Here is a 25706-nt window from a genome sequence, read left to right on the forward strand (position 1 = left end):
ACTCTTTCTCATGGGCTCCTCGGGGGATGGAGCCATCTTCTCTTGGAATCAGTGTCTCGAAGAATCCGGGCAGGTCACAACCACGTCACCTGCCATGAAAATTCCGCTGCACCGTTCCCAGTTCGCCTCGAAGACCGACCGCACGCTCCGGGGATGCGTTGCTGGACAGCGTCGTTAGGCCGCAAGGATGCACTTCGTCCTCGTCAGTGCCTGTCTGCTCGGAAGTCCCGTCCGCTACGACGGAGCGCACCGGCGCTCGGGCAGCAAGGTTCTGCAGCGGTGGTTGAACGAGGGGCGAGTCGTGCCGGTGTGCCCGGAGCTTGCCGGCGGTCTGCCAGTGCCTCGCCCGCCTGCGGAGGTGCTTGCAGGCGCTGGGGGAGCCAAGGTTCTTGCCGGCCTCGCCAAGGTCGTGGATCCGAGCGCCAACGACATCTCGGCCGCATTCGTCACGGGCGCCCATCACGCCTTGCAGCTGGCGCAGTCCAGGCGCATTCGGGTCGCCGTGCTCCAGGAAGGCAGCCCGTCCTGCGGTTCGGGCTACATCTACGACGGAACGTTCACGGGTACCAAGGTTCCCGAGCGGGGCGTCACGTCGGCGCTGCTGGAGCGCACGGGAGTCAGGGTCTTCAGCGAGGAGCAGTTCGTCGAGGCTCATGAGTTCTTGCTCGAGCTTGAGGCACGCGATGCAGCCTAAGCCCTTAACCTCGATGGCGCGGGCGACCAATCTTGGCCCCTTCGTATCGCTCACACCAGACACCCGCAAATGATCATCAGACAAGCCCAAGTCCCCCCGCACGTCAACGCCAAGCCCGGCTGGGGCCGCGTTGATACGTTCCGACTGTCGGACGCCGGCGCGCTCACCCAGTTCGGCGCCTCGCTCCAGGTTCTCTCGCCTGGCGCGAAAGCCTCGATCAGGCATTGGCACGAGCATGTCGACGAGTTCCTGTTCGTGGTCAGCGGAGAAGTGACCGTAACCGAGAACGACGGGCATCACACGCTGGTCCCTGGTGACGCCGCCTGCTGGCCGGCCGGCATCGCCAACGGGCACACCGTGTCCAACAGGTCGGATGCCCCTTGCTCGTATCTCATCGTCGGTACGCGCGGTCTCGACCAGTCCGGACACTATGTCGCCGACCCTGACAACCCGGACGCCACGAACGGTCGCGCCGATGGCTGACGCCTGACCCTATGCCGGGGCAAGCTGCGACAAAGTTACCATGGTAACATTATCACTTTGCAGCAACGAATATCCACACCATGACCGACGCCGAGTTCCTCGCCGCGCTGGAGAGCGCGCGGCTGAGCCCCGCCGAGTTTGGCCATCGCGCGCATTTGCGCGCGGCCTGGCTTTACCTTTCGGGGCGCCCGTTTCTGGAGGCCTGCATCGCGATGCGCGACAGCCTGCAGCGCTTTGCCGCCAGCATCGGTAAAGCCGGGCTGTATCACGAGACCATCACGCTCGCCTTCATGAGCCTGGTGGCCGAGCAGATGGCGCGCCATCCCGGGGCCGACTGGCAGACCCTGCTGCGGCTTGAGCCCGAGTTGTGCGAGCGCGATCTGCTGTCGCGCTACTACAGCCCCGAACGTCTGCAGGACGCGGCCGCGCGCCATGTCCTGCTGCTCAACCCACGCGCCGCGCAAGAAGGAAAAGAGGCAGCATCCACATGAGCACCAGCAAGAGCAAAAAAACGAAATCCCCCGCCGCCGCCGCCACCGAGACCTTCGTGGTCGAGCGCGTGCAGACCGGCTTCCGCATGGAGAAGCGCATGCTCAAGGTGCTGAAGGCCTTGGCCGAGTACCACGACCTGGCCCTGGGAGATCTGGTCGAGGGCATCGTGCTGCACGCCTTCGAGGGCAAGTCGGCGTTCGGCGCGCAGAGCCTGGAACGCATCGCCGACCTGAAGCGCATCTATGGGCTGGAGCTGGGCGCCGAGGCGGCGCACCGGCTCACCGAAGCCTAGGAGTCTGCGCCGCAGACCGCGCGCACGCAGCCGCGCAGCCAGCGGTGCGCCGGGTCGCCGTCCATGCGCGGGTGCCAGAGCAGCGAGACGGTGAACTGCGGCGCCAGGGCCGGCGGCAGGGCAAAGCTGTGCAGGCCGGCGCGCAGATGGCCGGTGTGGCGTTCGGGCACGCTGGCCACCAGCTCGCTGTCGCGCGCCAGCGCCAGCGCGGCCGAATAACCCCCCACCGTGGTGACGATCTCGCGCGCCAGCCCCAGGGCCGCGAGGGCCGTGTCGATCGGGCCCTTGCCGTCGCTACTGCCGCGGCGCGACACCAGCACATGGCGGGCGGCGGCGTAGCGCTCGGCGCTGGGCTCGCCGCCCTGCGCCAGCGCATGGCCCGGCCGCACCACGCCGACAAAGCGGTCGCGGAACAGCGCCTGCGCGCGCAGCTCCGGCCCGGCGCTGCGACCCACCACGCCGGTCTCCAGGTCCACGCTGCCCTCGCGCAGCGGGGCGCTGTCCTTGTCGAGCTTGGGCTGGAAGCGCAGGCGCACGGCCGGCGCCTCGGCTTCGATGCGGGCCAGCAGGGCGGCGCCGAAGTTCTCCACAAAGCCCTCGCTGCTGCGCAGGGTGAAGCTGCGCTTCAGCTGGCCCAGCTTGAGCCGGCTGGCGGGCCGCAGCGCGGCCTCGGCCTCGTGCACCAGCTGGCCGACGCGCTCGCGCAGCTCCAGCGCGCGCGGTGAGGGCACCAGGCCCCGCCCGGCACGCACCAGCAGCGGGTCGCCGGTGCTCTCGCGCAGCCGCGCCAGGGCCCGGCTCATCGCCGAGGGGCTGAGGTGCAGGCGGCGCGCGGCGCGCGCCACGCTGCCCTCGGCAAGCAGTACGTCGAGCGTGACCAAGAGGTTGAGATCGGGTCTGGACATGGTGGCGGCACAGGCTAGCGCCCATGATATGGCGTCAGGCGCACGGATGAAGTGCAAATGCTGCGCCTTCCGCCATGCCAGCCAGGCACCTATCGTTGCCAGGCAACCGGAGAGCATGCGATGGATACAGCCACAAACACGGCCACAAACCTGGCGAACGACAAGGCGCAGGCGCCGCCCGCAAGGCCCACGCTGACGGGGCTGCTGGCCAGCCTGGCCCTGTGCGTGCTGCTGCCCGCGCTGGGCACCAGCAGCGCCAATATCGCCCTGCCCGCCCTGGTCGAGGCCCTGGGCGCGCCCATGCAGCAGGTGCAGTGGGTGGTGCTGGCCTATCTGCTGGCCAGCACCGGCCTGATGGTCGGCGTCGGGCGGCTGGCCGACATGCTCGGCCACCGGCGCCTGCTGCTGGCCGGCGTGCTGCTGTTCACCGCCGCCTCGGCGCTGTGCGGCCTGGGCGCGGGGCTGTGGCCCCTGGTCGCCGCGCGTGCGGCCCAGGGCCTGGGCGCGGCCGCCATGCTGGCGCTGGCCACCAGCCTGGTGAGCGCGGCGGTGCCCAAGGCGCGCGCCGGGCGTGCCATGGGGCTGCTGGGCAGCATGTCGGCGCTGGGCACCGCACTGGGCCCGGCGCTAGGCGGTCTGCTGATCGCCGCGCTGGGCTGGCGGTCGATCTTTCTCGTCAACGTGCCGCTGGGTCTGCTGGCCTTGGGCCTGGCCTGGCGCTATCTGCCCGCTGAGCGCGCGGTGCAGGACTCGGCGCGCCCGCGCTTCAGCACGCTGGCCACGCTGCTGCTGGCCGCCCTGCTGCTGGCGCTGGGCCTGGCCGCCTATGCGCTCGCTATGACGCTGGGGCGTGGCAGCTTCGGTGCGCTCAACCTGGCCCTGCTGGGCGCGGCGGCGCTGGTGCTGACCCTGTTCCTGCTGCTGGAGGCCCACAGCGCCACGCCGCTGATCCCCTGGGCGAGCCTGCGAGCGCCGCGGCTGCGTGCCGGCCTCGCGATGACGGCCCTGGTCTCGACCGTGATGATGGCGACCCTGGTGGCCGGGCCCTTCTACCTCGCGCAGACCCTGGGGCTGGACATGGCCCGCACCGGCATGGTCATGGCGGTCGGGCCGGTGGTGGCGGCATTCAGCGGCGTGCCCGCGGGGCGCTGGGTCGATCGCCTGGGCGCCGCGCGCATGAGCATCTATGGCCTGGCCGCCATGCTGGCCGGCTGCCTGGCGCTGAGCATGGTGGCGGCGGCCGCACCGCTGGCGCTGGCGCTGGCCGGCTACCTGGGCCCCATCGTCGTCATCACCGCCGGCTACGCGCTGTTCCAGGCCGCCAACAACAGCGCGCTGATGAGCGAGCTGGCCCCGCAGCAGCGCGGCGTCATCTCCGGTCTGCTGAACCTGGCGCGCAACCTCGGCCTCATCACCGGCGCATCGGCGCTGGGCGCGCTGTTCGCGGTGGCCGGCATGCGCATCACCTTTGTCGCGGCGGCGGCGCTGCTGCTGCTGGCGCTGCTGCTGGCCCCGCGCCGGCGGCAGGCGAATTAGACTTGGCTCCCTCACAGCCTGCCCAGCTCCCCCCATGACCATTGCCTGGAATCTCTTCACCCCCTGGAGCGCCCTGCTCGGCGGCTTGCTGATCGGCCTGGCCACGGCCCTCTATCTGCTGGGCAACGGCCGCGTGGCGGGCATCACCGGCATCGTCGCCAGCCCGCTGCGCGCCCTGCTGAGCCGCAGCAGCCTGGCGCCCGAAGTCCCGCGCCTGGTCTTCATCGCCGGCCTGCTGCTGGCGCCCTGGCTGTGGCGCCTGTTCGCGCCGCTGCCGGCGGCTGCGGTGGATGTGGGCCCGCTGGCCCTGCTGGGCGCCGGCCTGCTGGTGGGGGTGGGCACGCGCATGGCCAATGGCTGCACCAGCGGCCATGGCGTGTGCGGCCTGAGCCGCTTCTCGCCGCGCTCGCTGGTGAACGTGCTGGCCTTCATGGGCGCCGGCTTCGCCACCGTCTACCTGCTGCGTCACCTGGGCTGAACGAAAAAACATGTTGCGACTCCTCATTGCAGGCCTCAGCGGCCTCGTCTTCGGCCTCGGCCTGATCGCCAGCGGCATGAGCAATCCGGCCAAGGTGAAGGGCTTTCTCGACCTCGCCGGCGCCTGGGACCCCAGCCTGGCCCTGGTGATGGGAGGCGCCATCGCGGTGGGCGTGTTCGCCTTCGCCGCGGGCAAGCGGCGCGAACGCGCCTGGAGCGGCGAGCGCATGGAGATCCCCAATATCCGCGTGATCGACGCGCGCCTGATCGTCGGCGGCCTGCTGTTCGGCATCGGCTGGGGCATTGCCGGCTTCTGCCCCGGCCCGGCCCTGGTGGCGCTGGGCAGCGGCATGGACGCCGCGCTGATCTTCGTGCCCGCCATGCTGGCCGGCATGCTGCTGCACGACCAGTTCACCCAACCACGCTGAGGAGGCCGCGATGCTGGTATTCCGCCAACTCTTCGACCCCACGTCGTCCACCTACACCTATCTGCTGGGCGACTCGGCCTCCGGCGAGGCCCTCCTGATCGACCCGGTGTTCGAGCACGAGCGCCGCGATCTGGCCCTGCTGCGCGAGCTGGGCCTGCAGCTGGTGGCGACGCTGGACACCCATGTGCATGCCGATCATGTGACGGCGGCCTGGCTGCTCAAGCAGCGCTGCGGCAGCCGGATCATGCTCGCCGCCGCCGCCGGCGCCGCGGGCGCCGACCGCGCGCTGCAGCATGGCGACCGCGTCGCCTTCGGCAGCCGCCACCTGGAGGTGCGCGCCACCCCGGGCCATACCAATGGCTGCGTCAGCTATGTGCTGGACGACCAGCGCATGGCCTTCACCGGCGACGCGCTGCTGATACGCGGCTGCGGCCGCACCGATTTCCAGCAGGGCAGCCCGAGCCGGCTCTACCACTCGGTGCGCGAGCAGATCCTCAGCCTGCCCGAGGCCTGCCTGCTCTACCCCGGCCATGACTACCGCGGCCTCACCGTCACCAGCGTGGCCGAGGAGCGGCGCTACAACCCGCGCCTGGGCGGCGACGTCAACGAGGGCGACTTCAGCGGCTATATGAAGAACCTGGGGCTGCCCCATCCCAGGCTGATGGACATCGCCGTGCCCGCCAATCTGCGCTGCGGCGAGCCCGAAGACCCCGGCGCCGGCGCCGGCGAGCCCGACTGGGCGCCGCTCACCTGCACCTTCAGCGGCATCTGGGAGATCCAGCCCAATGCCCTTTACGACTGCGTCGCCGGCGGCGCGGGCAGCGCGATCCAGATCGTCGACGTGCGCGAGCCCGACGAGTTCAACGATGCGCTGGGCCATATCCAGGGCGCGCGCCTGATGCCGCTGTCGCAGCTGGCGCAGCAGGCCGCCGAGCTGGCCACCGATCGGCCCATCGTCGCCGTCTGCCGCTCCGGCGCGCGCTCGGCCCAGGCCACCGTGCTGCTGCAGAAGCAGGGGCTCAAGCAGGTCGCCAACTTGGCCGGCGGCATGCTGCGCTGGCGCGCCGAGGCGCTGCCGGTGGAAGGCGGCGCGGTTTAGTCAATCGCCCAAGTCGATCTGCCCTGCCAGCGCCACCCCGGCCAGGCCCGCCGGCAGCGCATAGTCCGCCAGCACCCAGGCGCGGCTGCGCTCCGCCGCCGCCTCGCTCAAGAGCTCGTTGAGCACCCGTATCGAGCGGCCGTCCAGCGCCGCATAAGGCGTTTCCAGCAGGGTCAGCGCCGCACCGCTGGCCGCCGCGGCCAGCAGATGTAGCTTGCGCCGGCTGCCGGTGGACAGCATGTAGAGCGGCTTGTCGAGGTGTTCGGCGAGCTGAAACGCCGCCACCAGGGCGGCCTCGGTGCCGGCCTGCCAGCTGGCGGCAAAGCCCTCGCGCTGCGCGGCCAGCCAGGCGCGCGCCATCACCGCGTCATGCCGGGCGGCCGTCGCCTCGTCGAAAAAGAAACAGCTCAGCTCGGCCCGGCGCTGCAGCCGGCCATGCGTGGGCGCCAGCTGGTCCGCCAGCAGGCGTAGCAGCGTGGTCTTGCCGCGCCCGTCGCCGCCGCGCACCAGCGTCAGGCCGGGCTGCAGCGCAAAGCACAGGCCTTCCAGCAGCGCGCGCGCGCCGACATCGAAGCCCAGTTGTTCGGCTTGGATCAAGAGGCTGGCAGGGGTGGACATGGTCCCATTCTCGCCGCGCATTTGGATACAAGCTCGAGCACCGGCGCCGCCGGCAGGCACTAGGCTGCGCACAGCGCATCTTCAACACGGGACGCCCATGCACATCCACACCCTGTTCACACGCGCCCTGCTGCTCGGCCTGGCCTTGCTGGGCGCCTGCGCCAGCGTGCCGCCCCCGGCCGCGCCGGCCGCAGCGCCCGCCACGCCGGCCCAGCCCAGCATCGATGCCCAGCGCCAGGCCGAGTTCGATCGCAGCCAGGCGCGCTGGCATGGCGCCAAATTGCAAGAACTCGTGAGCAAGCTGGGCAAGCCCAGCAGCAACACCCGCGCCGCCGATGGCAGCCAGGTGCTGGTCTACGCCAAGTCCGCCAAGATCAAGGGCCCCAACGGCCCCAGCCTCTTCAGCTGCGTGGTGCGCTACCAGATCGAGGCGCAGACCGAGCGCATCGTCGGCCACCAGATCGAGGGCTGCTAGCGCAGGGCAGTTCAGTCGATGAAGGCGCGCGCCAGCCGGTCGGTGAGCGGCTTGGTGAGCATCGCCAGCGCGCTGCGCTCGCCCAGGGCCACGAACACCTGCACCGGCAGGCCCGGGCGCAGCTGCGCGCCGCTGGCGGCCAGGCGCGCGCGTTCCGCGGCGGGCACGGTCAGGCGCACCAGCAGATAGGGCTCGCCGCTGCGCGCATCCTGCAGGCGGTCGGCCGAGACCGTCAGCACCTCGCCATGGATCACCGGCGTGCGCGTCTGGTCCATGCTGGTGAAGTGCAGATCGGCGGGCAGGCCGGCGGCGAGCCTTTCGGCCGCGCTCAGCGCAAAGCGCGATTCGACGATCAGCGCGCCATCCTCGGGCACCACTTCCATCAGCGTCTCGCCCGCCTTCACCACCCCGCCCACCGTGTGCGCGGTGAGGCCCACCACCTTGCCCGAGACCGGCGCCAGCACCTCGGCGCGCGCGATCTGGTGGCGCAGCGCCGCGGCGCGCGACTGTGCGCCGGAAAGCTGGCGATCCACGTCGAGCAGCTCCAGCTCCCAGTCGCGGCGCGTCTCGCCAAGGCGCTTGCCCTGGGCCGAGCCGGCCTCCTGCAGGGCCTCGCGCACGCGCTGCAGCTCGGACACGCCCTGCACCTCCTCCTGCGCCGCGCTCACCGCCTGGCGCTGCGCATCGATCAGCTTGAGCTTGGGGTAGTAGCCGTCGCGCGCCAGTTGCTCCAGCGTGGCCAGCTGGGCGTCGACCAGGCCGCGCTGCTCGCGCTGGCGCTCGATCTGGGCCTGGCGCCCGCCGATCTCGGTGCGCAGCTGGGCCAGCCGCGCCTCCAGCTGCTGGCGCTCCTGCGCCGTGCCATGGCGCTGGCTGTTGAAGAGCGCCTGCTGCAGGGCCAGCGCACTGTCGCCGCCGTCCAGCTCGCGCGCCCGCGCCTGCAGCGCGGCATCGAACTGCAGGCTGGCGGCACCCGCCAGCAGCGCCTGCAGGCGCGCCCGGGTGGCCCCCAGCGCCACTTCCTGGCGCTGCAGATTGGCCAGCTCGGCGCGCTGCGGCGCCATCTCCAGGCGCAGCAAGACCTGACCCTTGTGCACCGCATCGCCCTCGCCCACCGCCAGCGCGGCGACGCTGCCGCCCTCGGCATGCTGGACCGCCTGGCGCTGGCCGGCCACCACCACGGTGCCCTGGCCCGGCAGGGCCTGGCCCAGCGGCGCCAGCGCGGCCCACAGCAGCAGCCCGCCCAGGCCCAGGCCCAGCAGGGCCAGGCCGCGCCGCAGCAGGGGGCGGATCTCGTCGTCGGCCGTACAGGCCTCGTTGGCAGCAACAGCAGCGGTCATCATCATGTTCATCTCTCCTTGAGCATCAGGCCTGGCGTGCCTGATGTGCCTGGGGCACGGCGCGCAGCGTGTTGTGCAGCACCTCGTCGCGCGGGCCGAAGGCGGCCTGGCGGCCGGCCTGCAGCACCAGCATGTCGTCCACCACCTGCAACAGCGGCAGGCGGTGCGACACCACCACAAAGGCGCCGCCGGCGGCCTTGTGGGCCTGCAGGGCCTGGCGCAGGGCCTGCTCGCCCTGCTCGTCCAGATGGGCGTTGGGCTCGTCCAGCACCAGCAGCACCGGCTTGCCGAACAGCGCGCGGGCCAGGCCCAGGCGCTGGCGCTGGCCGCCCGAGAGCTGCAGGCCGCCGCGGCCCAGCCGGGTCTGGTAACCCTCGGGCAGGCGCAGCAGCAGCTCGTGGATACCGGCCTGCTGGGCGGCCTGCACCACCGCGGCCGCATCCACCTCGCCCATGCGGGCGATGTTCTCGGCCACCGTGCCCTCGAACAGCTCGACGTCCTGCGGCAGGTAGCCGATCGCGCCGGCGCGCTGCGCCTCCGGCCATTGCGCCAGCTCGGCGCCGTCCAGTCGCACCGCGCCAAGCGTCGGCGCCAGGCCGCCGGCCAGCAGGCGCGCCAGCGTGGACTTGCCGGCACCGCTGGGGCCCACCACGGCCAGGCCGCGGCCGGGCGCCAGTTCAAAACGGATGCCCTGCAGCAGCGGCGCCTGGCCGGCACCCGCCTGCCAGCCCAGGCCTTCCACGCTCAGCCGGCCGCTGGGCGCCGGCAGGGCCAGCGGCTCGGCCGGCGCGGCCTGGCTCAGCAGGCCGTTGAGGCGCTGCCAGGCCTCGCGCGCCGACAGGATCTGGCGGCTCTGCCCCACCAGGCCCTCGATGGGGCTGAGCGCGCGCCCCAGCAGCAGGGTCGTGGCCATCATCATGCCGGGGCTGATGCGCTGCTCCAGCACCAAGAGGGCGCCCAGGCCCAGCGCCAGCGACTGGGTGGCCAGGCGCAGCAGCCGCGTCACCGCGGCGGCATGCGCCGCTTCCACGCTGAGCTCGGCCTGCAGGCCGGCGGCCTGCTCGTTCAGGCCCAGCCAGCGCCGCGCCAGCGCGCCGCGCATGCCCAGGGCACGCGCCGCCTCGCCATGGTTGATGGTCTCGGCCAGCGCCTGCGCCGCCTCGGCCGCGGCGCGGTTGGCCTGCAGCGCCGGCGCGCGGGCACGCCGCTCATGCCAGACCGCCACGCCCACCAGCAGGGCCAGGCTGCCGGCCACGAACAGGCCCAGCCAGAGATCCACCGCGAAGGCCATGGCCAGGAACAGCAGGCCCAGCGGGGTGTCGAAGCACAGCGCCGGCACCGGGCCGGCGACGAACTGGCGCAGCGTCGCCAGGTCGCCGGCCATCAGCTGCTGGGCGCTGCCGGCAGGCGCGCTGAAGGCGGCGCGGAACACCTCCGGCGCCAGGCTGCGGTTGACGCCCGCCGCCAGCCGCACGCAGATCGCGCTGCGCACCGACTCGAGCGCCGCCAGCAGCGCGAACAGGCCCAGCGCCCCCAGTGTCAGCAGCGCGAGGGTGACCTCGTTGCGGCTGCTCAGCACGCGGTCGTAGACCTGCAGCATGTAGACCGTGGGCACCAGCAGCAGCAGGGCGATCGCCACGCTGAAGCCGCCCAGCGCGCCGGCATAGCGGCGCAGCGCGCGCGCCACCAGGGCCAGGGGAGGAGAAAGTTCGGTGCTGGGCTTGGCGGACATGAAGAGGCTCCGGGCGGGTCGATGAAAGAAGTGTCCGAAGCCTGGGTTTCAGGCCCGCTTCAGCGGTGGGCGCCCGCGCGTTTCGTTTGTTTCAGGGCGCCCCAAGTCAGCATCAGGCGAAGGTCACCATCTCGCTGTCGAAGTGCAGCAGCGACGTCTCGTCGTGCAGATTGATGGCGGTGTTCACCAGCGCGCCACCGAGGTGGTAGGCGGTCTCGTTCAGGCTGCCCGAGGAGAAGCCCACGTCGTAGCCGCCGGCCAGCTTGAGGAGGTCGTAGCTGAAGTCCAGGTCCACCAGCAGATCGGTGCGGTTGCTCAGGTTGACCGTGGGCACCAGCTCCAGCTGGTATTCCACCGTGCCGTCGGCGTCGCCGTGCAGGTCGATCTGCGAGGCGTTCGCGATCTTGATGTCCTCGCCCATCTGGAAGGTCTGGGTCGAGCCGTCCTCGAAGTGCAGCACGCCGGTGAGCTTCTGCTCGTCCATCAGGAACTTCTGCTGGATGCTGGCGCCGCCAAAGATGTCGAAGTCGATCAGGTCCAGCGAACCCCACACCAGGCCCAGGTCCAGCACCAGCTTCATCGCATCGTTGCCGCCCAGCAGGAACTGGTCGACGTCGAAATTCATGTTCAGGAACTGCGCCTCGGCGGTGCCGGCGAACTGGCCGTCGGCGAGCGACTTGACGCTGCCATCGGCGAGCAGATCGGGCCAGGACATATGCGCTTGCAGGCCCATGCTGTCGATGTCGAAGTCGAGGTCGTGGGTGTCGAAATCGATGATGTTGGTGCTGCCGTCCAGCTTGATGTCCACCGGCGGCACGGTCAGCGGGATCTCCAGCACATCGCCGATGTTGACGCCCGCATAGGCATAGAGCGAGAGCAGGGCCTTGAAGTCGAGCTGGTAGGCGGCCTGCGGGCCGGAGGTGTCGAAGCTGCCACCGACCAGCTCGGCGTCGGTCTTGATCAGCAAGGTGTCCAGCGTCTTGTTGTGGGTGGCGTCCAGCGTCACGTCATAGGTCAGCGAGGCGTCGATGTCGCCGCCCTCGATGTCGATCTGCTGGCGAAAGCCCAGCGTGTAGCCGGCCGAGAAGTCGTACACCAGGGTGTCGCCCGGCTCGCTCTTGGCGGCGCCATGCTCGTCCAGGCCGTAGAAGTCGTCGGTGTGGATGTCGGTGGCGGCGCCGCTGCCCCACATGCTCTGGTCCAGCGTGTCGAAGCGCTGCTCGGCCTGCTGGTGGGTATGGTCGATCTCGATCTTGAAGCTCTGGCTGGCGGCTTGCTCGTCGCCATTGCTCTTTTCCTTGGCGATGGCCTGGAAGCTGAGGTCGAACTTGCTGTCCTGGCCCTCGGGCAGGGTGAGCACGAATTCCTGCACCAGCTGGCCCGGCTGCGTGCCAGGGTTGACGCCCGTGGGCGTCAGCGTGGCGCCGGCCGGCAGGCCCAGGGCCTCGATGCGGTCGATGTACTCGGAGCCATCGGCGTCGGTCTGGGTGGCGGTGACGATGAACTTGATCTGGTTGACGCTGTCGCCCTCCAGCATCTGCACGTCCAGCTGCGGGCGGTCGGCCACCGCGGCCAGGCTGAGGTTGATGTGGGCGCCGTCCACGCCGCCATGGCCGTCGCTGATGCAGTAGCCCAGGGTCTCGGTGCCGGCGAAGTCGGCATCGGGGGTGTAGAGGATGGCATCGCCGGCCAGGTTGTCGGCGTCGGCACCGTCGACGATCTGCAGCGTGCCGTGCTGGGCGCCTTCCACATGGGTGATGGTGAGGGTCTGGCCATCGGCGTCGCTGTCATTGGCCAGCACCTGCAGCAGCAGGCCGGCGGGCTGGTGGCTGGGGCTGGCGAGGCCGGCCTGGCCGTCCTCGAAGCCGCTGACGTTGTCGTCATGGGCGTCGGGGGCGGCGGGCGCGACGGTGGTCAGCTTGGCCAGGTCGTTGCGCGCGCCGCCGGTGACGCCCACATTCGCCAGCCGGGCGCCGAAGTCCATATGGGCGATGTCGTCCAGCGTCAGGTTGTTGGCGGTATTGGAGAGGGTGAAGCTGATGGACTTGATGTCGTCCTTGGCGATGCCCTGGGTGCCGAACTCCAGGCCCACGTCATAGGGCGAGGCCGCGCCGCTCATATTGGCGCCGTTGCCCAGGTCGATCACGTCCACGGTGTCGAAATCGGTGATCAGCGGGCTGCCGCTGGTCTTGAGGCCGGCCAGCTTGCTGTCGTCGGCCAGGTCGAAGAACAGGCCGCGCATGTCGGCGGTGGTGCCGGCCGGGCCGCTCAGGGCCAGCGCAAAGTCGATCTTGCCGTCATGCTCGGTGGCGGTGACGAGCACGCCCGGCGCCTGGGCCGAGCCGGGGATGGTGAAGCTGATGCTGCGTGCGCATGTCATGGTGGACTCCTGAACGGTTGAGTTGGATAAGGGAAAGAGGGCTTGACTCGCTGGTTGGCGATGTCGAGATGGTGCGAAGCGCAGGTATCAGCCCGGTTTCGATGCGCGGCGGCGGCGGTTTCATTTGTTGCCCGGCGGCCGTGGCGGCCACGCTGGCGCGCGCCGGCCAAGTGCCGCGCGCTTGACCAAGCTCAATAGCGTCGGGGTGGGTTTTCAGGGATCCTGGGTGCCGATGAATTAGACTCGGCAACCCAATTTCATGGAGCCGACCGGCTCCGGGGCGCTCACGCCCCTTCCTGATTGAAGAAAGCCGATGATGCAACGCCTGGACGATTTCCGCCTCAAGATGGGCCGCCACGAACTGGTGCCCATCGTGATCGGCGGTATGGGGGTGGACATTTCCTCTGCCGATCTGGCACTGGAAGCGGCCCGCCTCGGTGGCGTGGGCCATATCTCCGACGCCATGGTGCCGACGGTGACCGACCGCCGCTACCAGACCAAGTTCGTCAAGGCCAAGCAGGCCCTCTACAAATACAACATGGACTCGGAGGACAAGTCTCCGGTCAAGTTCAGCCTGGAGCAGTTGGCCGAGGCCACCCGCCTGCATGTGGAGGGCACTATGGCCCGCAAGCAGGGCAAGGGCCTCATCTTCATCAACTGCATGGAAAAGCTGACGATGAATGCGCCCAAGGAGACCCTGGCGGTGCGCATGAACGCCGCGCTGGACGCGGGCATCGACGGCATCACCCTGGCGGCCGGCCTGCACCTGGGCTCGTTTGCGCTGATCGAGCAGCACCCGCGCTTCCGCGAGGCCAAGCTGGGCATCATCGTCTCCTCGCTGCGCGCGCTGCAGCTGTTCCTGAAGAAGAACAGCCGCCTGAACCGCCTGCCCGACTACGTGGTGGTGGAAGGCCCGCTGGCCGGCGGCCACCTGGGCTTCGGCATGGACTGGGCCGAGTACGACCTGGCCACCATCGTGAAGGAAATCGTCCAGTACCTGCAGGACGAGAAGCTGGAGATCCCGGTGATCGCGGCCGGCGGCATCTTCACCGGCAGCGATGCGGTGCGCATGCTGCAGCTGGGCGCGGCCGGCGTGCAGGTGGCCACGCGCTTCACCGTCACCAAGGAATGCGGCCTGCCCGATGACGTGAAGCAGGAGTACTTCAAGGCCGGCGAGGACGACATCGAGGTCAACCAGATCTCGCCCACCGGCTACCCGATGCGCATGATCAAGGCCAGCCCCGGCATCGGCGACGGCATCCGCCCGAACTGCGAGGCCTACGGCTATCTGCTCGACGCCAACGGCAAATGCGCCTACGTCACGGCCTACAACCGCGAGGTGGCCGCGCACCCGGGCGAGCGCCGCATCCATGTGATGGACAAGACCTGCTTGTGCACGCACATGCGCAACTTCGAGATCTGGACCTGCGGCCAGACCGCCTGGCGCCTGAAGGACACCACCCACCGCCTGCCCGACGGCAGCTACCAGCTGCTCACCGCCGAGCATGTGTTCCGCGACTACCAGTTCAGCGTGGACGACCAGGTGGCGCTGCCGGAGCCGACGCTGACGGTGGCCTGAGCGGGGTCAGTGCCGACAGGCACGGCGCCCTCGAGGCGCTAGCATCGCGGCTTCCAAGAAGGAGACAAGCCCGATGCGCGCAGCGCCACACCACAAACACCTCGGCAGCTTGCTGCTGCTGCTGGCCGCCCTGCAAGGTCTGGCCATGCCCGGCGTAGCCGCTGCCGCCGCCAGCACCACGGCCGCCACCGCAACGACATCGGCGCCGTCCCGCCTTGCCGCGCTGCTGCAGCGGCAGGACTTCCGCGCCGCCGCGCCGCGGCTCAAGCCCCTGCTGGCCAAGGCCGCGCCGAGCCCGGCCGAGCGCGCGCTGATCTACCAATGGCTGTGGATGCGCGAGGACATGGCCGAGCTGGACCGCCGCACGCGCCTGGCCGCCAACAGCGCGCCGATGGACCTGCAATACGCCGGCCGGCTGGCGTTGGAGACGCGCGACTTCGAGCGCGCCAGGCAATGCTTTGACGGCGCGCTGCAGCGCGCCAGTGCGGCCGAAGGAATTGCCAAGGGAACCGCGGAAGACAAGGCTGCCGCGCTCAAGGGCCTGGGCCAGCTGGCCTACCAGCAGCGCGACTTCGACGCCTCGCACCAGCAGCTGCGCGCCAGCCTCGCGGCCGCGCCCACGGCCGACGGCTACCAGGCCCTGGCCGACACCTTGATACGCCTGGGCCGCACCGACGATGCCATCGCCGCCGCCGAGCAGGCCGTCAAGCTCAACCCTTATCACGAGGCCGCGCATTACCTGCTGGGCAATGGCTACGCGCGCCAGAACTACAGCCAGCTCGCCGCCGCCGACGCCAGCGCCTTCCAGGTCGCGACGGCCCTGGTGCGCCAGGCCTCCGACGCCTTTGCCGCCGGCCGCTTCGAGGCCGCGCGCGACCATGCTTTTGCCGCGCTGCGCCGCCTGCCCGGCCTGGGCCGGGCGCACGCGGTGCTGGCCAAGGCGCTGGAGTCGCAGCGCATGCTGCAGAGCGTGCACCGCGCCGCCGACGAGCGCCGCTTTGCCGCCACCCCCATGCCCACGGTGCCGGCGATCGAGCGCTATGTGCTGAACTGGGCCGAGCTCTCGCCGCGCCACCAGAAGCGCGTAGCGCTGTCGGTCGCGCCCTGGCAGGCCTTCATCCCCCTGCTGGTGGAGGGCGGTGCCACCCACTACATCAAGCCGCTCTACATGAAGCTCTCGGACACCCCGGGCGCCAAGGCGCTGAAGGACGCGCGCATCGAGTACGACTCGCGCCTCTGGGACGATGTGCGCGGCATGGGCGGCCACCACACCGTCACCGGCATCGAGGATGTGGAGCGCTCCATCTTCGAGCGCTACAACACCGTGCTGCATGAGCTCAGCCATCAGGTGCACGGCGTGCTCACCGCCGACCAGTGGCGCGAGATCCAGGAGCTGTATCGCCGCGCCAAGGAGCGCGACGCCGCCACCGGCAACGGCTTCCTCTCGCGCTACGCCGGCGGCTCGGTATGGGAGTACTTCGCCGAGGGTGCCAACGCGCTCGACTCGCCGCGCCGCGATGCCTACGACCCGCGCGAGATCGTGCGCGAGCGCCTCGCCAGCATCGACCCCGAACTGCAGGCGCTGGAGCGCCGGCTGATGGCCAAGCAGGACGTGCAGGCCAGCCTGCCGATCGCGCTGGTGAACGGCGCGCGCCAGCAGCTGGAAGACGGCGAGCTGGCGCCGGCCCTGACGCGCTTCGAACGCGCGCTGCAGGTGGCGCCGGACGACGAGGTGGTGCTGGGCGCCGCGCTCTACGGCATCTCGCTGAAGGGCGAGCGCGCGTCGGTCGACGCGCTGGCAACGCGCGCCCTGCAGCGCCACCCCTTGAGCGGCGGCATCAAGACCGCCGCCGCCGAGGCGCTCTGGCACACCGGCCAGCCGCTGGCCGAGGTGATCGCCGGCTTAAGCGCGCGGCGCGACGAGCTCAAGGGCGAGGACCAGTTCCGCGTCGACCTGGCGCTGGCCGACTACCAGCGCAAGCAGGGCGATGTGGACGCGGCCCTGGCCAGTTATGCAAAAGTGCTGACCTACCAGGCCGACAGCCCCGAGGGCCTCTGGGGCCGCGCCGCCACGCTGGCGCTGGCGCAGCGCTGGGACGAAGCCTTTGCGCAGTACGAGAAGGTGCTGCGCCTGCGCACCGGCCTCGTGCCGCTGCGCGCCGACTATGTGCGCGATCTGCTGCGCGCCGGCCGCACCGAGGCCGCCGCCAGCCAGCTCAAGGAAGCCCTGCTGCTGGATGCCACCGACCCCAACCTGCGGGCGCTGGATGCCTGGATCTCGCTGCAGGGCAAGGACGCGGACGCCGCGCTGCGCAAGACCCAGGCCGCGCTCACCCAGTTCCCCTGGTGCGATCTGGCCCTGATCGTCAAGGCCAAGGCCCAGCAGGAGCTGGGCCGCCACGACGAGGCCAGGGCCACGCTGGCCGCCATCAGACGCGACGGCCCGGCCTACCTCTTCCGTGCCGACAAGTCGGAATGGGTTTCGGTGCATGAGCTGCCGGCGGTGGAGCAGCGCCTGCTGCCGCCGACGCCCTGAGCCGGGCCGCGCCATGGACCCCACCGAGCTGCCCGCCCACGCCCTCAGCGCCGCCATCCATGCGCGGCAGCTTTCCTGCCGCGAGCTGATGCGTGCCACGCTGGCCCGCATCGCCGCGCTGAACCCGGTGCACAAGGCCATCGTCAGCCTGCGCGACGAGGCCGAGCTGCTGCGCGAGGCGGATGCGCGCGACGCCCAGTTGCAGCGCGGCGAGACCATGGGCTGGATGCATGGCCTGCCGCAGGCGATCAAGGACCTGGCCCTCACCGCCGGCTTGCGCACCACGCTGGGCTCGCCGCTGATGAAGGACTTCATCCCCAAGGAAGACGGCCTGATGGTGGCGCGCATGAAGGCGGCCGGCGCCATCGTCATCGGCAAGACCAACACGCCCGAGTTCGGCCTCGGCTCGCACAGCTTCAACGAGCTGTTCGGCTGCACCGGCAATGCCTACGACCCGGCCAAGTCGGCCGGCGGCAGCAGCGGTGGCGCGGCGGTGGCGCTGGCCACGCGTATGCTCGCGGTGGCCGATGGCAGCGACTTCATGGGCAGCCTGCGCAACCCCGCGGCCTGGAACAACGTGTTCGGCCTGCGCCCCAGCCAGGGCCGCGTGCCGCTGTGGCCGGCCAGCGATGTCTGGGTCACGCAGCTGGGCACCGAGGGCCCGATGGCGCGCCACACGCAAGACCTGGCCCTGCTGCTCGAGACCCAGGCCGGCCACGACCCGCGCGTGCCGCTCTCCCTGCCCGGCGGCGAGCGCTATGCGCAGCGGCTGCGCGATTTCCAGCCGCGCGGCCAGCGCATCGCCTGGCTGGGCGATCTGGGCGGCTATCTGGCGATGGAGCCCGGCATCCTCGAGGTCTGCGAGCAGGGCCTGCAGCGCCTGCAGGGCCTGGGCTGCGTGGTCGAGCCCCGGCAGCCCGGCTTCTTTTCGCCCGAGGCGGTCTGGCAGGCCTGGCTGGTGTGGCGGCGCTGGCTGGTGGCGGGGCGGCTCGCGCCCTATCTCTTCAAGCCCAGCAACCGCGCCCTCATCAAGCCCGAGGCGCTGTGGGAGGCCGACCAGGCGGCCGGCCTCAGCGGCGCACAGACCCTGGCCGCCAGCACCCAGCGCAGCGCCTTCTACCAGCAGATGCTGGCGCTGTTCGACGCGCATTGCGACTTCATCGCCCTGCCCGCCACCCAGGTCTGGCCCTTCGAGGCGAGCCAGCGCTGGCCCCAGCAGATCAACGGCCGCGCGATGGATACCTACCACCGCTGGATGGAGGTCACCATCTACGCCAGCTTCGCCGGCCTGCCCGCCATCAGCCTGCCCGCCGGCTTCGGCCCGACCGGGCTGCCCTGCGGGCTGCAGATCATCGGCCGGCCGCAAGCCGATCTGGCGTTGCTGCAGCTCAGCCAGGTCTATGAGGATGCGGCGCAGGACGTGCTGCAACGGCGGCCGCCATCAATCGCCGCGCAACTCGACGATGGCCTCGCCTGACACCGGGTCGGTGACACCGAGCCCGTTGCCGAGGTCCTCCAGCATGCCGCGCAGGCGGTCCAGCAGCGCAATCATGCCGGGGCGCGCGCTGACGATGCTCTCCATGCTGTCCCACTCGCCGATCACGCAGTAGGCGCGCTCGCCGGTCTTGAGCAGGGAGAATTTGCGCATGCCCGGCAGCTCGGCCCTGACTTGCCGATGCTCGTTCACGAACGCGTCCTCGAACCCCGGCTTCACCTTGAAGCGAACGACGTTGTATGCGGTCATAGGACCTCCTTGCTGAGGGATGCGAACACCCCGGTCTGAACTCTTCGCGGCCGCCGCAGGATGGCGGGGCAGCGCGAGATCAGCAGAGTCAGCATAGGCCGCGATGCGGCCGAGTTCCAATCCGGGGCAGCGCCCCCGCCGGGCGCGCTAAGCCTGTCGCGCTGCTTGCATTGGCCGGCTCGCCTTGCCACCGAGAAGCCCTATCCGCCCTACATGACCATGTCCAGCAAGGGCGTGGTCATCACGATCACGGCCTCGCGGCCCGGGCATTTGGAGAGGATGTGCTCGGCATAGAAGCGTGCCTGGCGCTGCGCCATGCAAGCAGCGTCGCCGGCCTGGGGATGTTCCTGTGCCAGCTCCAGGGCGCCGAGCGCATCCTCGGCCAGGCGCCAGCCGGCCACCACGTCGCCCAGCAGCATCAGCAGCTCGCTGGCCACGCCGGCCACCGAGAGCGAGTCCTCGCCGCCGCACATCACCACATGGTCGACGGCGCGCTCCAGCGCCTCGCTGGCCAGCACCAGGAAGCGCCGTATCGTCAGCAGGTCCGGCGTGGCGATGTGCTGCAGATCCGCCTCGGTATCCCAGATCTGCGCCAGCAGGCGGCGGAACAGCGCACCGCGGTCGCGCAGCAGGCCCTGGCACAGTAGTTCGCGCGCCTGGCCGGTATTCGGGCCGGCGGCCAGGCCCAGCATGCGCGCATCGCGGAACAGCTGGGCCACGCCATTGCTCTCCACCCGGCCGCGCCCGCCGAAGATCTGCACCGCCAGGCCCGAGCATTTCTGCACCTGCTCGGTGGTCCAAACCTTCAGCACCGGGATCAGCAGATGGCGGTGCAGGGCCGCGTCCGGCGCCTCAGCCTGCCCGGCCAGGTCCTGCAGGCGCGCCAGATGGAGATAGAAGCTGCGCCCGGCGGCGGTGAGCGCGCGCATGGTGAGCAGCATGCGCTGCTGGTCGATGCGCTCATGCAGCGAGGCCGTGCCGGCCTGCGGCGGGCGGCTCAGGACATGCGCGTCGGCCATCTGCAGGGCGCGTTCGCCCAGCGCCACCGCCTGCACGCCCACCTCGAAGCGGGCCTGGTCCAGCTGGGCCGCGATGAGGGCGGCGCCCTGCCCCGCCGCGCCCAGCAGTTCCCCGTGCGCCAGCCCTGCTGCGCCGCCGAAGCGCACCGACATGGTGGGGCTGCCATGGGCGCCGAGCTTGTGGTCCAGCGAATCAGCATGCACGGCATTCCGCCGCCGCGCGCCACCGGCCTCGCACCATTTGGGCACGGCAAACAGCGAGGGCTCGGCCGTCCCGGGCAGGCGGGCCAGCACCAGGTGCAGGATGTTGGCGCTCATCTCATGCTCGCCATAACAGATGAAGTCGCTGGTGCCGCTGAGGCTGTAGCCACCCTCGGCCAGCGGCTCGGCGCGGCAATGCACGGCCGATGGCAGCAGGCTCAGGGTGCCGCAGCAGTCGCCACGCAGCAGCGCCGGCAGCCAGCGCTGGCGCTGGGCTGCGCTGCCGGTCTCGGCCAGCAGCTCGATCACATGGTCGCTCAGCTGCGGGGCCGCGGCCAGCGCCATGCAGGCGCCGGCCAGCATCTCGCTGCCGGCTGCTGCGGCGGCGCGCGACAACGCCATGCCACCCAGGGCCTGGGCATGGCGCAGGCGCTGCCAGCCGGCCGCTGCAAAGGCCTGGAAGGCGGGTTCGAAGCCCGGCGGCAGGCTCACGCTGCCGTCGGCCTGCAGGCTGGCACCGGCCTGCACCGCCTGCGCCTGCAGGGGCACGAACACCGCATCGGCAAAGGCCGCCAAGCGCTGCAGCACGCCCAGCTCGCCCGCCACCTGATCCGCGGCGGGGGCCTGCAGCCGCAGCCAGAAGCTCAGCGCTTGCACGGGAACGGCATAGGCCATGGCAGGCTCCCGCCTCAGGCTGCCCGCAACGAGTCGCGCAGCATTTCGCCGAAGGGCAGCGAACCCAGATTGCTCTGGCCGCCGTCGATCACCAGCACCGTACCGTTGATGTAGCGCGCCGCGCCGCTGCACAGGAACAGGGCCAGGTCGGCGATCTCGTCGCGCGCGGCGGCGCGCCCCATCGGAATGCCGGCCAGCAGGCGCTGCCAGCTGGCCTCGCCGCCGGGGGCCAGGCGATTCATGCCCTCGGTATCGGCCACCGGCCCGGGCGCAATCGCGTTGCAGCGGATGCCGCGCGCGCTCCATTCGATCGAGAGGCTGCGCACCAGCATGTCGATGCCGGCCTTGGCCGCGCACACATGCACCTGCGTGGCCATCGGCAGCATGGACTGCACCGCCGAGATCGCCAGCAGGTTCGCGCCCTGCGGGCGCAGCAGCGGCAGCAGCGCGCGAAATGTGTTGAAGCTGCCGATCAGGTCGATGTCGATGACGGTGCGGAAGCCGTTCGCCGACATGCCGGCCGCCTCGGCCACGAAATTGCCGGCGGCACCGGCAATGCCGATGTCCACCGGGCCGAAGCGCTGCGCGGCCGCCTCGAAGGCCGCAGCCAGCGCCTCGAACTGGCGCACGTCGGCGGCAAAGCCCTCGGCCTCGCCACCCTGGGCGCGAATCTCGGCCGCGGCGGCGGCGCAGCGCTCGGCATTCCGGCCGATGATGGAAATGCGCGCGCCCTGGGCCGCGAAGCGCTCGGCAATGCGCTTGTTGATGCCGCTGCCGGCGCCCGTGATGACGGCGTGCTGGCCCTTGAGCAGATCGGGCTGGAAGACGTTGAGGCTCATGCGCTCTCCTGAGGTTCGACTTGGATGCGGAAGGACAGCACCAGCTCCATCAGGCGCAGGGCTTGCTCGCGCAGCATCTCGGCCGCGGCGGTGGACTGCTCGACCAGGGCCGAGTTGTGCTGGGTCATCTCGTCCAGCGCCGTGACCGCGCCGCTGACGCGCGCAATCCCCTGGCTCTGCTGGGCCGAGGCACTGGAGATCTCGGCAATGATGTCGGTGACGCTGCGCACGCTGGCCAGCAGCTCGTCCATGGTGCCGCCGGCGCCATTGACCAAGCGCGCGCCCGACTGGATGCTGGACACGCTGGTCTCGATCAGGCCCTTGATCTCCTTGGCCGCCTCGGCCGAGCGGCGCGCCAGGCCGCGCACCTCCGCCGCCACCACCGCAAAGCCGCGCCCCGACTCGCCAGCGCGCGCCGCCTCCACCGCGGCATTGAGCGCCAGCACATTGGTCTGGAAGGCAATCGCGTCGATCACCCCGATGATGTCGGAGATGCGCTTCGAGCTGGCGCTGATGTCGGCCATCTTGGCCACCACCTCGGCCACCGCCTTGCCACCCAGATGCGCCACGCTGGCGGCTGCCGTGGCCAGCTTGTTGGCGGTGCCGGCCGACTCGGCGGTGAGGCGCACCGCGCCGCTGAGCTGTTCCATCGAGTCGGCGGTGTCACGTAGATTGGAGGCCGCGGCCTCGGTGCGACCCTGCAGATCCAGGCTGCCGGCCGAGACCTCGGCGCTGGCAATCTGCACGCTCTCGGCCGAGAGCCTGATCTCGGCCACCAGCTCGCGCAGGCGCTGCTGCATCAGGGCCACCGCCTGCAGCAGCCGGCCCACCTCGTCGCTCGACTCGACCCGCACCTGGCCCGAGAGATCCCCGCGCGCAATCCGCTCCGCCACCGCGATCGCGCCCTCGATGGGCCGGCGCACGCTGCGGATGATGCGCCAGGCCAGCAGGCCGCCCAGCGCCACCGCCAGCGCCAGCATGGCGGCGCCCAGCATCAGCGCGCGGCCCAGGCCGGCACGGGCGGCCGCGTCGGCCTGCTGGTTGTGCTGCGCCTCCAGCGCGATCAGCTCACCCACCCGCGCCTGCCAGTCCATCTCCAGCGGCCGCACCGTGGCAGTGAGGGTCTCGGTGGCCTGGATATTGGCGCCATCCTGCCCCTCCTGAGCGGCCTTGAGTATCAGCGGCAGGGTGCGCTGGCCCTGGGCCACGATGGCCTGCACCAGGGCCGCTTCCTCGGTCACGTCAGCGGCAGCGGTGCCGGCCTGCTGGCTCAGCCGCGCCAGCTGGGCCTCGGCCTCCGCATAAGCCGCCTGCGCGGCCTTGAGCCGATGCGCCTCGGCCTGGATCGCCTCGGCATCGGTAAGCAGGGCAATCGAGCGCGCCTGGATCGACATCTCCAGAATGCTGCTGAGCATGCGCTGCGCCAGCGCGCTCTTGGGGTTGTTCTCGTCCACGATGCTGCGCAGCTGCGTGCCCATCGCGCGCAGCTCCAGCGCATTCACCAGGCTGATGCTCAAGAGCAGCAGCAGCATGCCGGCAAAGCCGGCGGCGAGCTTTTGCGCCAGCGTGAGCTGCAGGCGCGATACGGATCTTTGGCTCATGATTGCTTCTCCATCGGATCAAGCTCGGCTTGCGCCACCGATGGCGCGAACCAGCGCGCCACCGCCTCTTGCTGCGCCAGGCTGTAGCCCAGGCCCAGCTTGGAGCGGCGCCACAGCACGTCGCTGGCGTCGCGTGCCCATTCCTCGCGCTGCAGATAGCGCAGCTCGGCCTCGTAAAGCCCCGGCGCAATCTCCGCACCCAGATCGGCCAGGCCGCGCGCATCGCCCAGCAGGCGTTGCACGCGGCTGCCATAGGCGCGCGCATAACGCTTCACCAACGCCTCCGGCAGCCAGCGATGCGCCAGCGCGAGCGCGCCGGCGAAGGCGGCGAAGTCGGCATCGGGTCGGCTGGGCGCACCTACCCAGGCCGAGAGATCGCCGCCGGGCAGGCTGGCGTCGTGGGTCCAGGCGGGGCGGGCCTCGCCCAGCATCGCGCCCAGTTGGTCGGCCGCTTCCTCGGCCAGCTTGCGGAAGGTGGTTATCTTGCCGCCCCACACGCTCAGCAGCGGCGCGCCGGCGCGGGCCTCGGCCTCCAGCAGGTAGTCGCGCGTCACCGCCGACGCCTTGCCCTCGGCATCGTCGAGCAGGGGGCGCACGCCGGCATAGCTCCAGCACACCTGCACCGGCGTGATGGGGCGGCGGAAGTAACGGCTCGCCTGCTCGCACAGATAGGCCACCTCCTCGGCGGCGATGGCCGCCTGGCGCGGCAGCGCGGACAGCTCCACATCGGTGGTGCCGATCAGCGTGTAGTGCTGCTCGTAGGGGATGGCAAAGATGATGCGGCCGTCGTCGTTCTGGAAGATGTAGGCATGCTCGTGCTCGAAGCAGCGCGGCACCACGATGTGGCTGCCCTTGATGAGACGCAGGCTCCGCCCCGCCAGCCGCTCGCCCTGGTGCGGCAGCGCCGCCTCGCGCAGGAATTGCTCGGCCCAGGGGCCGGCGGCGTTGACCAGCGCGCGCGCCCGCACCGTCTGCTCGCGCCCCGAGGCCTGGCGCAGCGTGGCCTGCCAATGGCTGGCACCGCGCCGGGCGCTGACCACGGCGGTGCGCGTCAGCACCGCGGCGCCGCGCGCGGCGGCGTCCATCGCCGCCAGCACCACCAGGCGCGCATCGTCCACCCAGCCATCCGAGTAGACAAAGCCCTTGCTGAAGCGCGCGTGTAGGGGCGCGCCCAGCTCGCTGCCGCGCAGCGGCACCGCACTAGAGCCGGGCAGCACCTCGCGGCGTGCCAGGTGGTCGTAGAGGAACAGTCCCAGGCGGATCAGCCAGGCCGGGCGCATTGCCGGGTCGTGCGGCATCACGAAGCGCAGCGGCCGCATGATGTGGGGGGCACTCTTCAGCAGCAGCTCGCGCTCCTGCAAGGCCTTGCGCACCAGGCCGAACTCGTAATGCTCCAGATAGCGCAGGCCGCCATGGATCAGCTTGGTGGAGGCCGAGGAGGTGTGCGCCGCGAGGTCGTCGCGCTCGGCCAGCACGACGCGCCAGCCGCGCCCGGCCAGGTCGCGCGCGATGCCGGCGCCGTTGATGCCGCCGCCGACGATCAGCACGTCGCAGTCGAAATCGCTCGCGGCGGGGAATGCGGAGTGGTTCATGGGCATGGCTGCATCAGTGCTGGCCCGAGCCGCGATGGCGCCAGGCATAGGCCCAGGCCGCGGCACCGATAATGGCACCCTGCAGCATGAGCCGGCTGGCCTCGCCCAGGCCCAGGCTGGTGAGGAAATTGAAGAGCAGGGCCAGCATGAAGGCGGCCACCGCCGGGCCCAGCATGCCGCCGCGCCCGCTGCCGAAGTTGACGCCGCCCAGGATGGCCGCGGCCAGCGAGTTGAGCGCCAGCTCGGCGCCCAGATTGACGCTGCCCACGCCCACAAAGCCCAGCAGCACAAAGCCGCTCAGTGCCGACAGCAGGCCCGAGGCCAGATGGGCGATGAAGACCACGCGCAGATGCGGCAGGCCGGAGAGTTCGGCCGCACGCGGGTTGGCGCCGATCGCGTCCATCGCGCGGCCGTAGACGCTGCGTCGCATCAGCCAGGCCGCCGGCAGCAGCAGCGCGGCCCAGCCCAGCACCGGCAGCGGCAGGCCCAGCCAGCGCGTGCGCGCCAGTTCGCGCAGCAACTGCGGCGCATCGCCGGGCGCATGGAACTGGCTCAGCGCGATCACGATGCCCGAGAGAATCATCGAGACCGACAGCGTCACGATCACCGCGGAGGCGCGCACGCCCACCACCAGCAGGCCGTTGAAGGCGCCCACCGCCGCACCCAGCAGCAGGCACACCAGCAGGGCCAGCGGCTCGCTCAGCGGCAGCGCGCCGCTGGTGAGCAGATAGGCCACCGCCGCGATCACCCCGCCGGCCGAGAGATCCAGCGAACGCCCGCGCATCACCAGCGACTGACCCATCGCCGCGATGCCCAGCGGTGCAGCCTGGCGCAAGATCAGCAGCAGCAACATCGGCGAGAGCAGATTGGGGCGCAACCAGGCCGCGGCCAGCAGCAGCAAGGCCGTGCCGGTATAGGCCGGCGGCAGGGCCAGCGCGCGGATGAGAAAAGAAGACAGCTTGCTCATCA

At 70.8% G+C, this 25706-nt stretch carries 23 protein-coding genes; 12 read left to right on the forward strand and 11 right to left on the reverse strand.

Annotation, left to right across the window (positions count from 1 at the left end):
- The first annotated feature begins 187 nt into the window (after nucleotides 1-187).
- The 4 genes from AC3WQY_RS11420 (at nucleotide 188) to AC3WQY_RS11435 (ending at nucleotide 1961) form a co-directional block, all read left to right on the forward strand.
- Nucleotides 188-694 carry a 2-thiouracil desulfurase family protein gene (locus AC3WQY_RS11420; RefSeq protein WP_285235406.1) on the forward strand — a complete coding sequence of 169 codons (507 nt, stop codon included), beginning with the start codon at nucleotides 188-190 and terminating at the stop codon, nucleotides 692-694.
- A gap of 69 nt (nucleotides 695-763) precedes the next feature.
- Nucleotides 764-1177 (forward strand): cupin domain-containing protein, encoded by a 414-nt coding sequence (locus AC3WQY_RS11425; protein WP_285235405.1) that lies wholly within the window; start codon nucleotides 764-766, stop codon nucleotides 1175-1177.
- 80 nt (nucleotides 1178-1257) lie between these two features.
- Entirely contained in the window at nucleotides 1258-1668 is a 411-nt protein-coding gene (locus AC3WQY_RS11430) for a hypothetical protein (protein WP_285235404.1), read from the forward strand.
- Nucleotides 1665-1961: a hypothetical protein gene (locus tag AC3WQY_RS11435; protein WP_285235403.1), complete on the forward strand. Its 297-nt coding sequence runs from the start codon at nucleotides 1665-1667 to the stop codon at nucleotides 1959-1961. Before AC3WQY_RS11430 ends, AC3WQY_RS11435 begins: the two co-directional genes overlap by 4 nt.
- Here the strand turns inward: AC3WQY_RS11435 and AC3WQY_RS11440 are convergent.
- Nucleotides 1958-2866 (reverse strand): LysR family transcriptional regulator, encoded by a 909-nt coding sequence (locus tag AC3WQY_RS11440; protein ID WP_285235402.1) that lies wholly within the window; start codon nucleotides 2864-2866, stop codon nucleotides 1958-1960. The genes AC3WQY_RS11435 and AC3WQY_RS11440 overlap by 4 nt on opposite strands.
- Nucleotides 2867-2986: 120 nt before the next feature.
- Between AC3WQY_RS11440 and AC3WQY_RS11445 the strand changes: the two genes are divergently transcribed.
- From AC3WQY_RS11445 to AC3WQY_RS11460, 4 genes are read left to right on the forward strand one after another with little or no spacing between them, the layout of a single operon-like run.
- Nucleotides 2987-4402, forward strand: a complete 1416-nt coding sequence (locus AC3WQY_RS11445) for an MFS transporter (protein ID WP_492708419.1) — start codon at nucleotides 2987-2989, stop codon at nucleotides 4400-4402.
- A 34-nt stretch (nucleotides 4403-4436) separates the two neighbouring features.
- Nucleotides 4437-4880, forward strand: a complete 444-nt coding sequence (locus AC3WQY_RS11450; protein ID WP_285235400.1) for a YeeE/YedE family protein — start codon at nucleotides 4437-4439, stop codon at nucleotides 4878-4880.
- Between the two features lie 10 nt (nucleotides 4881-4890).
- Nucleotides 4891-5307, forward strand: coding sequence for a DUF6691 family protein (locus AC3WQY_RS11455; RefSeq protein WP_492708422.1), 417 nt, complete (start codon nucleotides 4891-4893; stop codon nucleotides 5305-5307).
- Nucleotides 5308-5320: 13 nt separating this feature from the next.
- Nucleotides 5321-6406: an MBL fold metallo-hydrolase gene (locus AC3WQY_RS11460; protein WP_285235579.1), complete on the forward strand. Its 1086-nt coding sequence runs from the start codon at nucleotides 5321-5323 to the stop codon at nucleotides 6404-6406.
- On the opposite strand, the gene AC3WQY_RS11465 is transcribed toward AC3WQY_RS11460, so the two are convergent.
- Nucleotides 6407-7024: an ABC transporter ATP-binding protein gene (locus AC3WQY_RS11465; protein ID WP_492708424.1), complete on the reverse strand. Its 618-nt coding sequence runs from the start codon at nucleotides 7022-7024 to the stop codon at nucleotides 6407-6409.
- A 97-nt stretch (nucleotides 7025-7121) separates the two neighbouring features.
- On the opposite strand from AC3WQY_RS11465, the gene AC3WQY_RS11470 reads away from it, so the two are divergent.
- A complete protein-coding gene (locus AC3WQY_RS11470) occupies nucleotides 7122-7499 on the forward strand; it encodes a hypothetical protein (protein WP_492708426.1) in 378 nt (125 codons plus the stop codon).
- A gap of 11 nt (nucleotides 7500-7510) precedes the next feature.
- Here AC3WQY_RS11470 and AC3WQY_RS11475 read toward each other — a convergent pair whose 3' ends face one another.
- From AC3WQY_RS11475 to AC3WQY_RS11485, 3 genes are all read right to left on the reverse strand, one after another.
- Nucleotides 7511-8845: an HlyD family type I secretion periplasmic adaptor subunit gene (locus tag AC3WQY_RS11475; RefSeq protein WP_492708428.1), complete on the reverse strand. Its 1335-nt coding sequence runs from the start codon at nucleotides 8843-8845 to the stop codon at nucleotides 7511-7513.
- Between the two features lie 19 nt (nucleotides 8846-8864).
- The gene (locus AC3WQY_RS11480) at nucleotides 8865-10571 is read right to left on the reverse strand and encodes a type I secretion system permease/ATPase (RefSeq protein WP_492708430.1); all 1707 of its coding nucleotides are present in this window, start codon (nucleotides 10569-10571) and stop codon (nucleotides 8865-8867) included.
- A gap of 112 nt (nucleotides 10572-10683) precedes the next feature.
- Complete coding sequence (locus AC3WQY_RS11485; RefSeq protein ID WP_492708432.1) at nucleotides 10684-12951, reverse strand: Ig-like domain-containing protein; 2268 nt, start codon at nucleotides 12949-12951, stop codon at nucleotides 10684-10686.
- A 316-nt stretch (nucleotides 12952-13267) separates the two neighbouring features.
- On the opposite strand from AC3WQY_RS11485, the gene AC3WQY_RS11490 reads away from it, so the two are divergent.
- From AC3WQY_RS11490 to AC3WQY_RS11500, 3 genes are all read left to right on the forward strand, one after another.
- Nucleotides 13268-14530, forward strand: coding sequence for a nitronate monooxygenase (locus tag AC3WQY_RS11490; RefSeq protein ID WP_492708617.1), 1263 nt, complete (start codon nucleotides 13268-13270; stop codon nucleotides 14528-14530).
- A gap of 73 nt (nucleotides 14531-14603) precedes the next feature.
- A complete protein-coding gene (locus AC3WQY_RS11495) occupies nucleotides 14604-17066 on the forward strand; it encodes a tetratricopeptide repeat protein (RefSeq protein WP_492708434.1) in 2463 nt (820 codons plus the stop codon).
- A gap of 13 nt (nucleotides 17067-17079) precedes the next feature.
- A complete protein-coding gene (locus tag AC3WQY_RS11500; RefSeq protein WP_492708436.1) occupies nucleotides 17080-18543 on the forward strand; it encodes an amidase in 1464 nt (487 codons plus the stop codon).
- On the opposite strand, the gene AC3WQY_RS11505 is transcribed toward AC3WQY_RS11500, so the two are convergent.
- The 6 genes from AC3WQY_RS11505 to AC3WQY_RS11530 all read right to left on the reverse strand — a co-directional run bounded on the left by AC3WQY_RS11505 (nucleotide 18508) and on the right by AC3WQY_RS11530 (nucleotide 25704).
- Nucleotides 18508-18810: an antibiotic biosynthesis monooxygenase gene (locus AC3WQY_RS11505; protein WP_492708438.1), complete on the reverse strand. Its 303-nt coding sequence runs from the start codon at nucleotides 18808-18810 to the stop codon at nucleotides 18508-18510. The two genes, AC3WQY_RS11500 and AC3WQY_RS11505, sit on opposite strands and share 36 nt — an antisense overlap.
- A 209-nt stretch (nucleotides 18811-19019) precedes the next feature.
- Nucleotides 19020-20705 carry an acyl-CoA dehydrogenase family protein gene (locus AC3WQY_RS11510; RefSeq protein ID WP_492708440.1) on the reverse strand — a complete coding sequence of 562 codons (1686 nt, stop codon included), beginning with the start codon at nucleotides 20703-20705 and terminating at the stop codon, nucleotides 19020-19022.
- Nucleotides 20706-20719: 14 nt separating this feature from the next.
- Nucleotides 20720-21544 carry an SDR family oxidoreductase gene (locus tag AC3WQY_RS11515; protein WP_492708442.1) on the reverse strand — a complete coding sequence of 275 codons (825 nt, stop codon included), beginning with the start codon at nucleotides 21542-21544 and terminating at the stop codon, nucleotides 20720-20722.
- Entirely contained in the window at nucleotides 21541-23145 is a 1605-nt protein-coding gene (locus tag AC3WQY_RS11520) for a methyl-accepting chemotaxis protein (protein ID WP_492708444.1), read from the reverse strand. The genes AC3WQY_RS11515 and AC3WQY_RS11520 overlap by 4 nt, the downstream gene beginning before the upstream one ends.
- Nucleotides 23142-24737, reverse strand: coding sequence for a glycerol-3-phosphate dehydrogenase (gene glpD, locus AC3WQY_RS11525; RefSeq protein WP_492708446.1), 1596 nt, complete (start codon nucleotides 24735-24737; stop codon nucleotides 23142-23144). Before glpD ends, AC3WQY_RS11520 begins: the two co-directional genes overlap by 4 nt.
- A gap of 13 nt (nucleotides 24738-24750) precedes the next feature.
- A complete protein-coding gene (locus AC3WQY_RS11530) occupies nucleotides 24751-25704 on the reverse strand; it encodes an ABC transporter permease (protein WP_492708448.1) in 954 nt (317 codons plus the stop codon).
- Nucleotides 25705-25706 lie beyond the last annotated feature (2 nt).

Source organism: Roseateles sp. FW301-B2 (genome assembly GCF_058788955.1).

Bases quoted from the DNA above. Each gene is read 5' to 3' on its own strand.
- glpD (WP_492708446.1), bottom strand. From the start codon at position 24,737: ATGAACCACTCCGCATTCCCCGCCGCGAGCGATTTCGACTGCGACGTG.
- AC3WQY_RS11485 (WP_492708432.1), bottom strand. From the start codon at position 12,951: ATGACATGCGCACGCAGCATCAGCTTCACCATCCCCGGCTCGGCCCAG.
- AC3WQY_RS11510 (WP_492708440.1), bottom strand. From the start codon at position 20,705: ATGGCCTATGCCGTTCCCGTGCAAGCGCTGAGCTTCTGGCTGCGGCTG.
- AC3WQY_RS11470 (WP_492708426.1), top strand. From the start codon at position 7,122: ATGCACATCCACACCCTGTTCACACGCGCCCTGCTGCTCGGCCTGGCC.
- AC3WQY_RS11515 (WP_492708442.1), bottom strand. From the start codon at position 21,544: ATGAGCCTCAACGTCTTCCAGCCCGATCTGCTCAAGGGCCAGCACGCC.
- AC3WQY_RS11430 (WP_285235404.1), top strand. From the start codon at position 1,258: ATGACCGACGCCGAGTTCCTCGCCGCGCTGGAGAGCGCGCGGCTGAGC.
- AC3WQY_RS11480 (WP_492708430.1), bottom strand. From the start codon at position 10,571: ATGTCCGCCAAGCCCAGCACCGAACTTTCTCCTCCCCTGGCCCTGGTG.
- AC3WQY_RS11440 (WP_285235402.1), bottom strand. From the start codon at position 2,866: ATGTCCAGACCCGATCTCAACCTCTTGGTCACGCTCGACGTACTGCTT.
- AC3WQY_RS11435 (WP_285235403.1), top strand. From the start codon at position 1,665: ATGAGCACCAGCAAGAGCAAAAAAACGAAATCCCCCGCCGCCGCCGCC.
- AC3WQY_RS11450 (WP_285235400.1), top strand. From the start codon at position 4,437: ATGACCATTGCCTGGAATCTCTTCACCCCCTGGAGCGCCCTGCTCGGC.
- AC3WQY_RS11465 (WP_492708424.1), bottom strand. From the start codon at position 7,024: ATGTCCACCCCTGCCAGCCTCTTGATCCAAGCCGAACAACTGGGCTTC.
- AC3WQY_RS11445 (WP_492708419.1), top strand. From the start codon at position 2,987: ATGGATACAGCCACAAACACGGCCACAAACCTGGCGAACGACAAGGCG.
- AC3WQY_RS11425 (WP_285235405.1), top strand. From the start codon at position 764: ATGATCATCAGACAAGCCCAAGTCCCCCCGCACGTCAACGCCAAGCCC.
- AC3WQY_RS11530 (WP_492708448.1), bottom strand. From the start codon at position 25,704: ATGAGCAAGCTGTCTTCTTTTCTCATCCGCGCGCTGGCCCTGCCGCCG.
- AC3WQY_RS11520 (WP_492708444.1), bottom strand. From the start codon at position 23,145: ATGAGCCAAAGATCCGTATCGCGCCTGCAGCTCACGCTGGCGCAAAAG.
- AC3WQY_RS11500 (WP_492708436.1), top strand. From the start codon at position 17,080: ATGGACCCCACCGAGCTGCCCGCCCACGCCCTCAGCGCCGCCATCCAT.
- AC3WQY_RS11490 (WP_492708617.1), top strand. From the start codon at position 13,268: ATGCAACGCCTGGACGATTTCCGCCTCAAGATGGGCCGCCACGAACTG.
- AC3WQY_RS11420 (WP_285235406.1), top strand. From the start codon at position 188: ATGCACTTCGTCCTCGTCAGTGCCTGTCTGCTCGGAAGTCCCGTCCGC.
- AC3WQY_RS11495 (WP_492708434.1), top strand. From the start codon at position 14,604: ATGCGCGCAGCGCCACACCACAAACACCTCGGCAGCTTGCTGCTGCTG.
- AC3WQY_RS11475 (WP_492708428.1), bottom strand. From the start codon at position 8,845: ATGATGATGACCGCTGCTGTTGCTGCCAACGAGGCCTGTACGGCCGAC.
- AC3WQY_RS11455 (WP_492708422.1), top strand. From the start codon at position 4,891: ATGTTGCGACTCCTCATTGCAGGCCTCAGCGGCCTCGTCTTCGGCCTC.
- AC3WQY_RS11505 (WP_492708438.1), bottom strand. From the start codon at position 18,810: ATGACCGCATACAACGTCGTTCGCTTCAAGGTGAAGCCGGGGTTCGAG.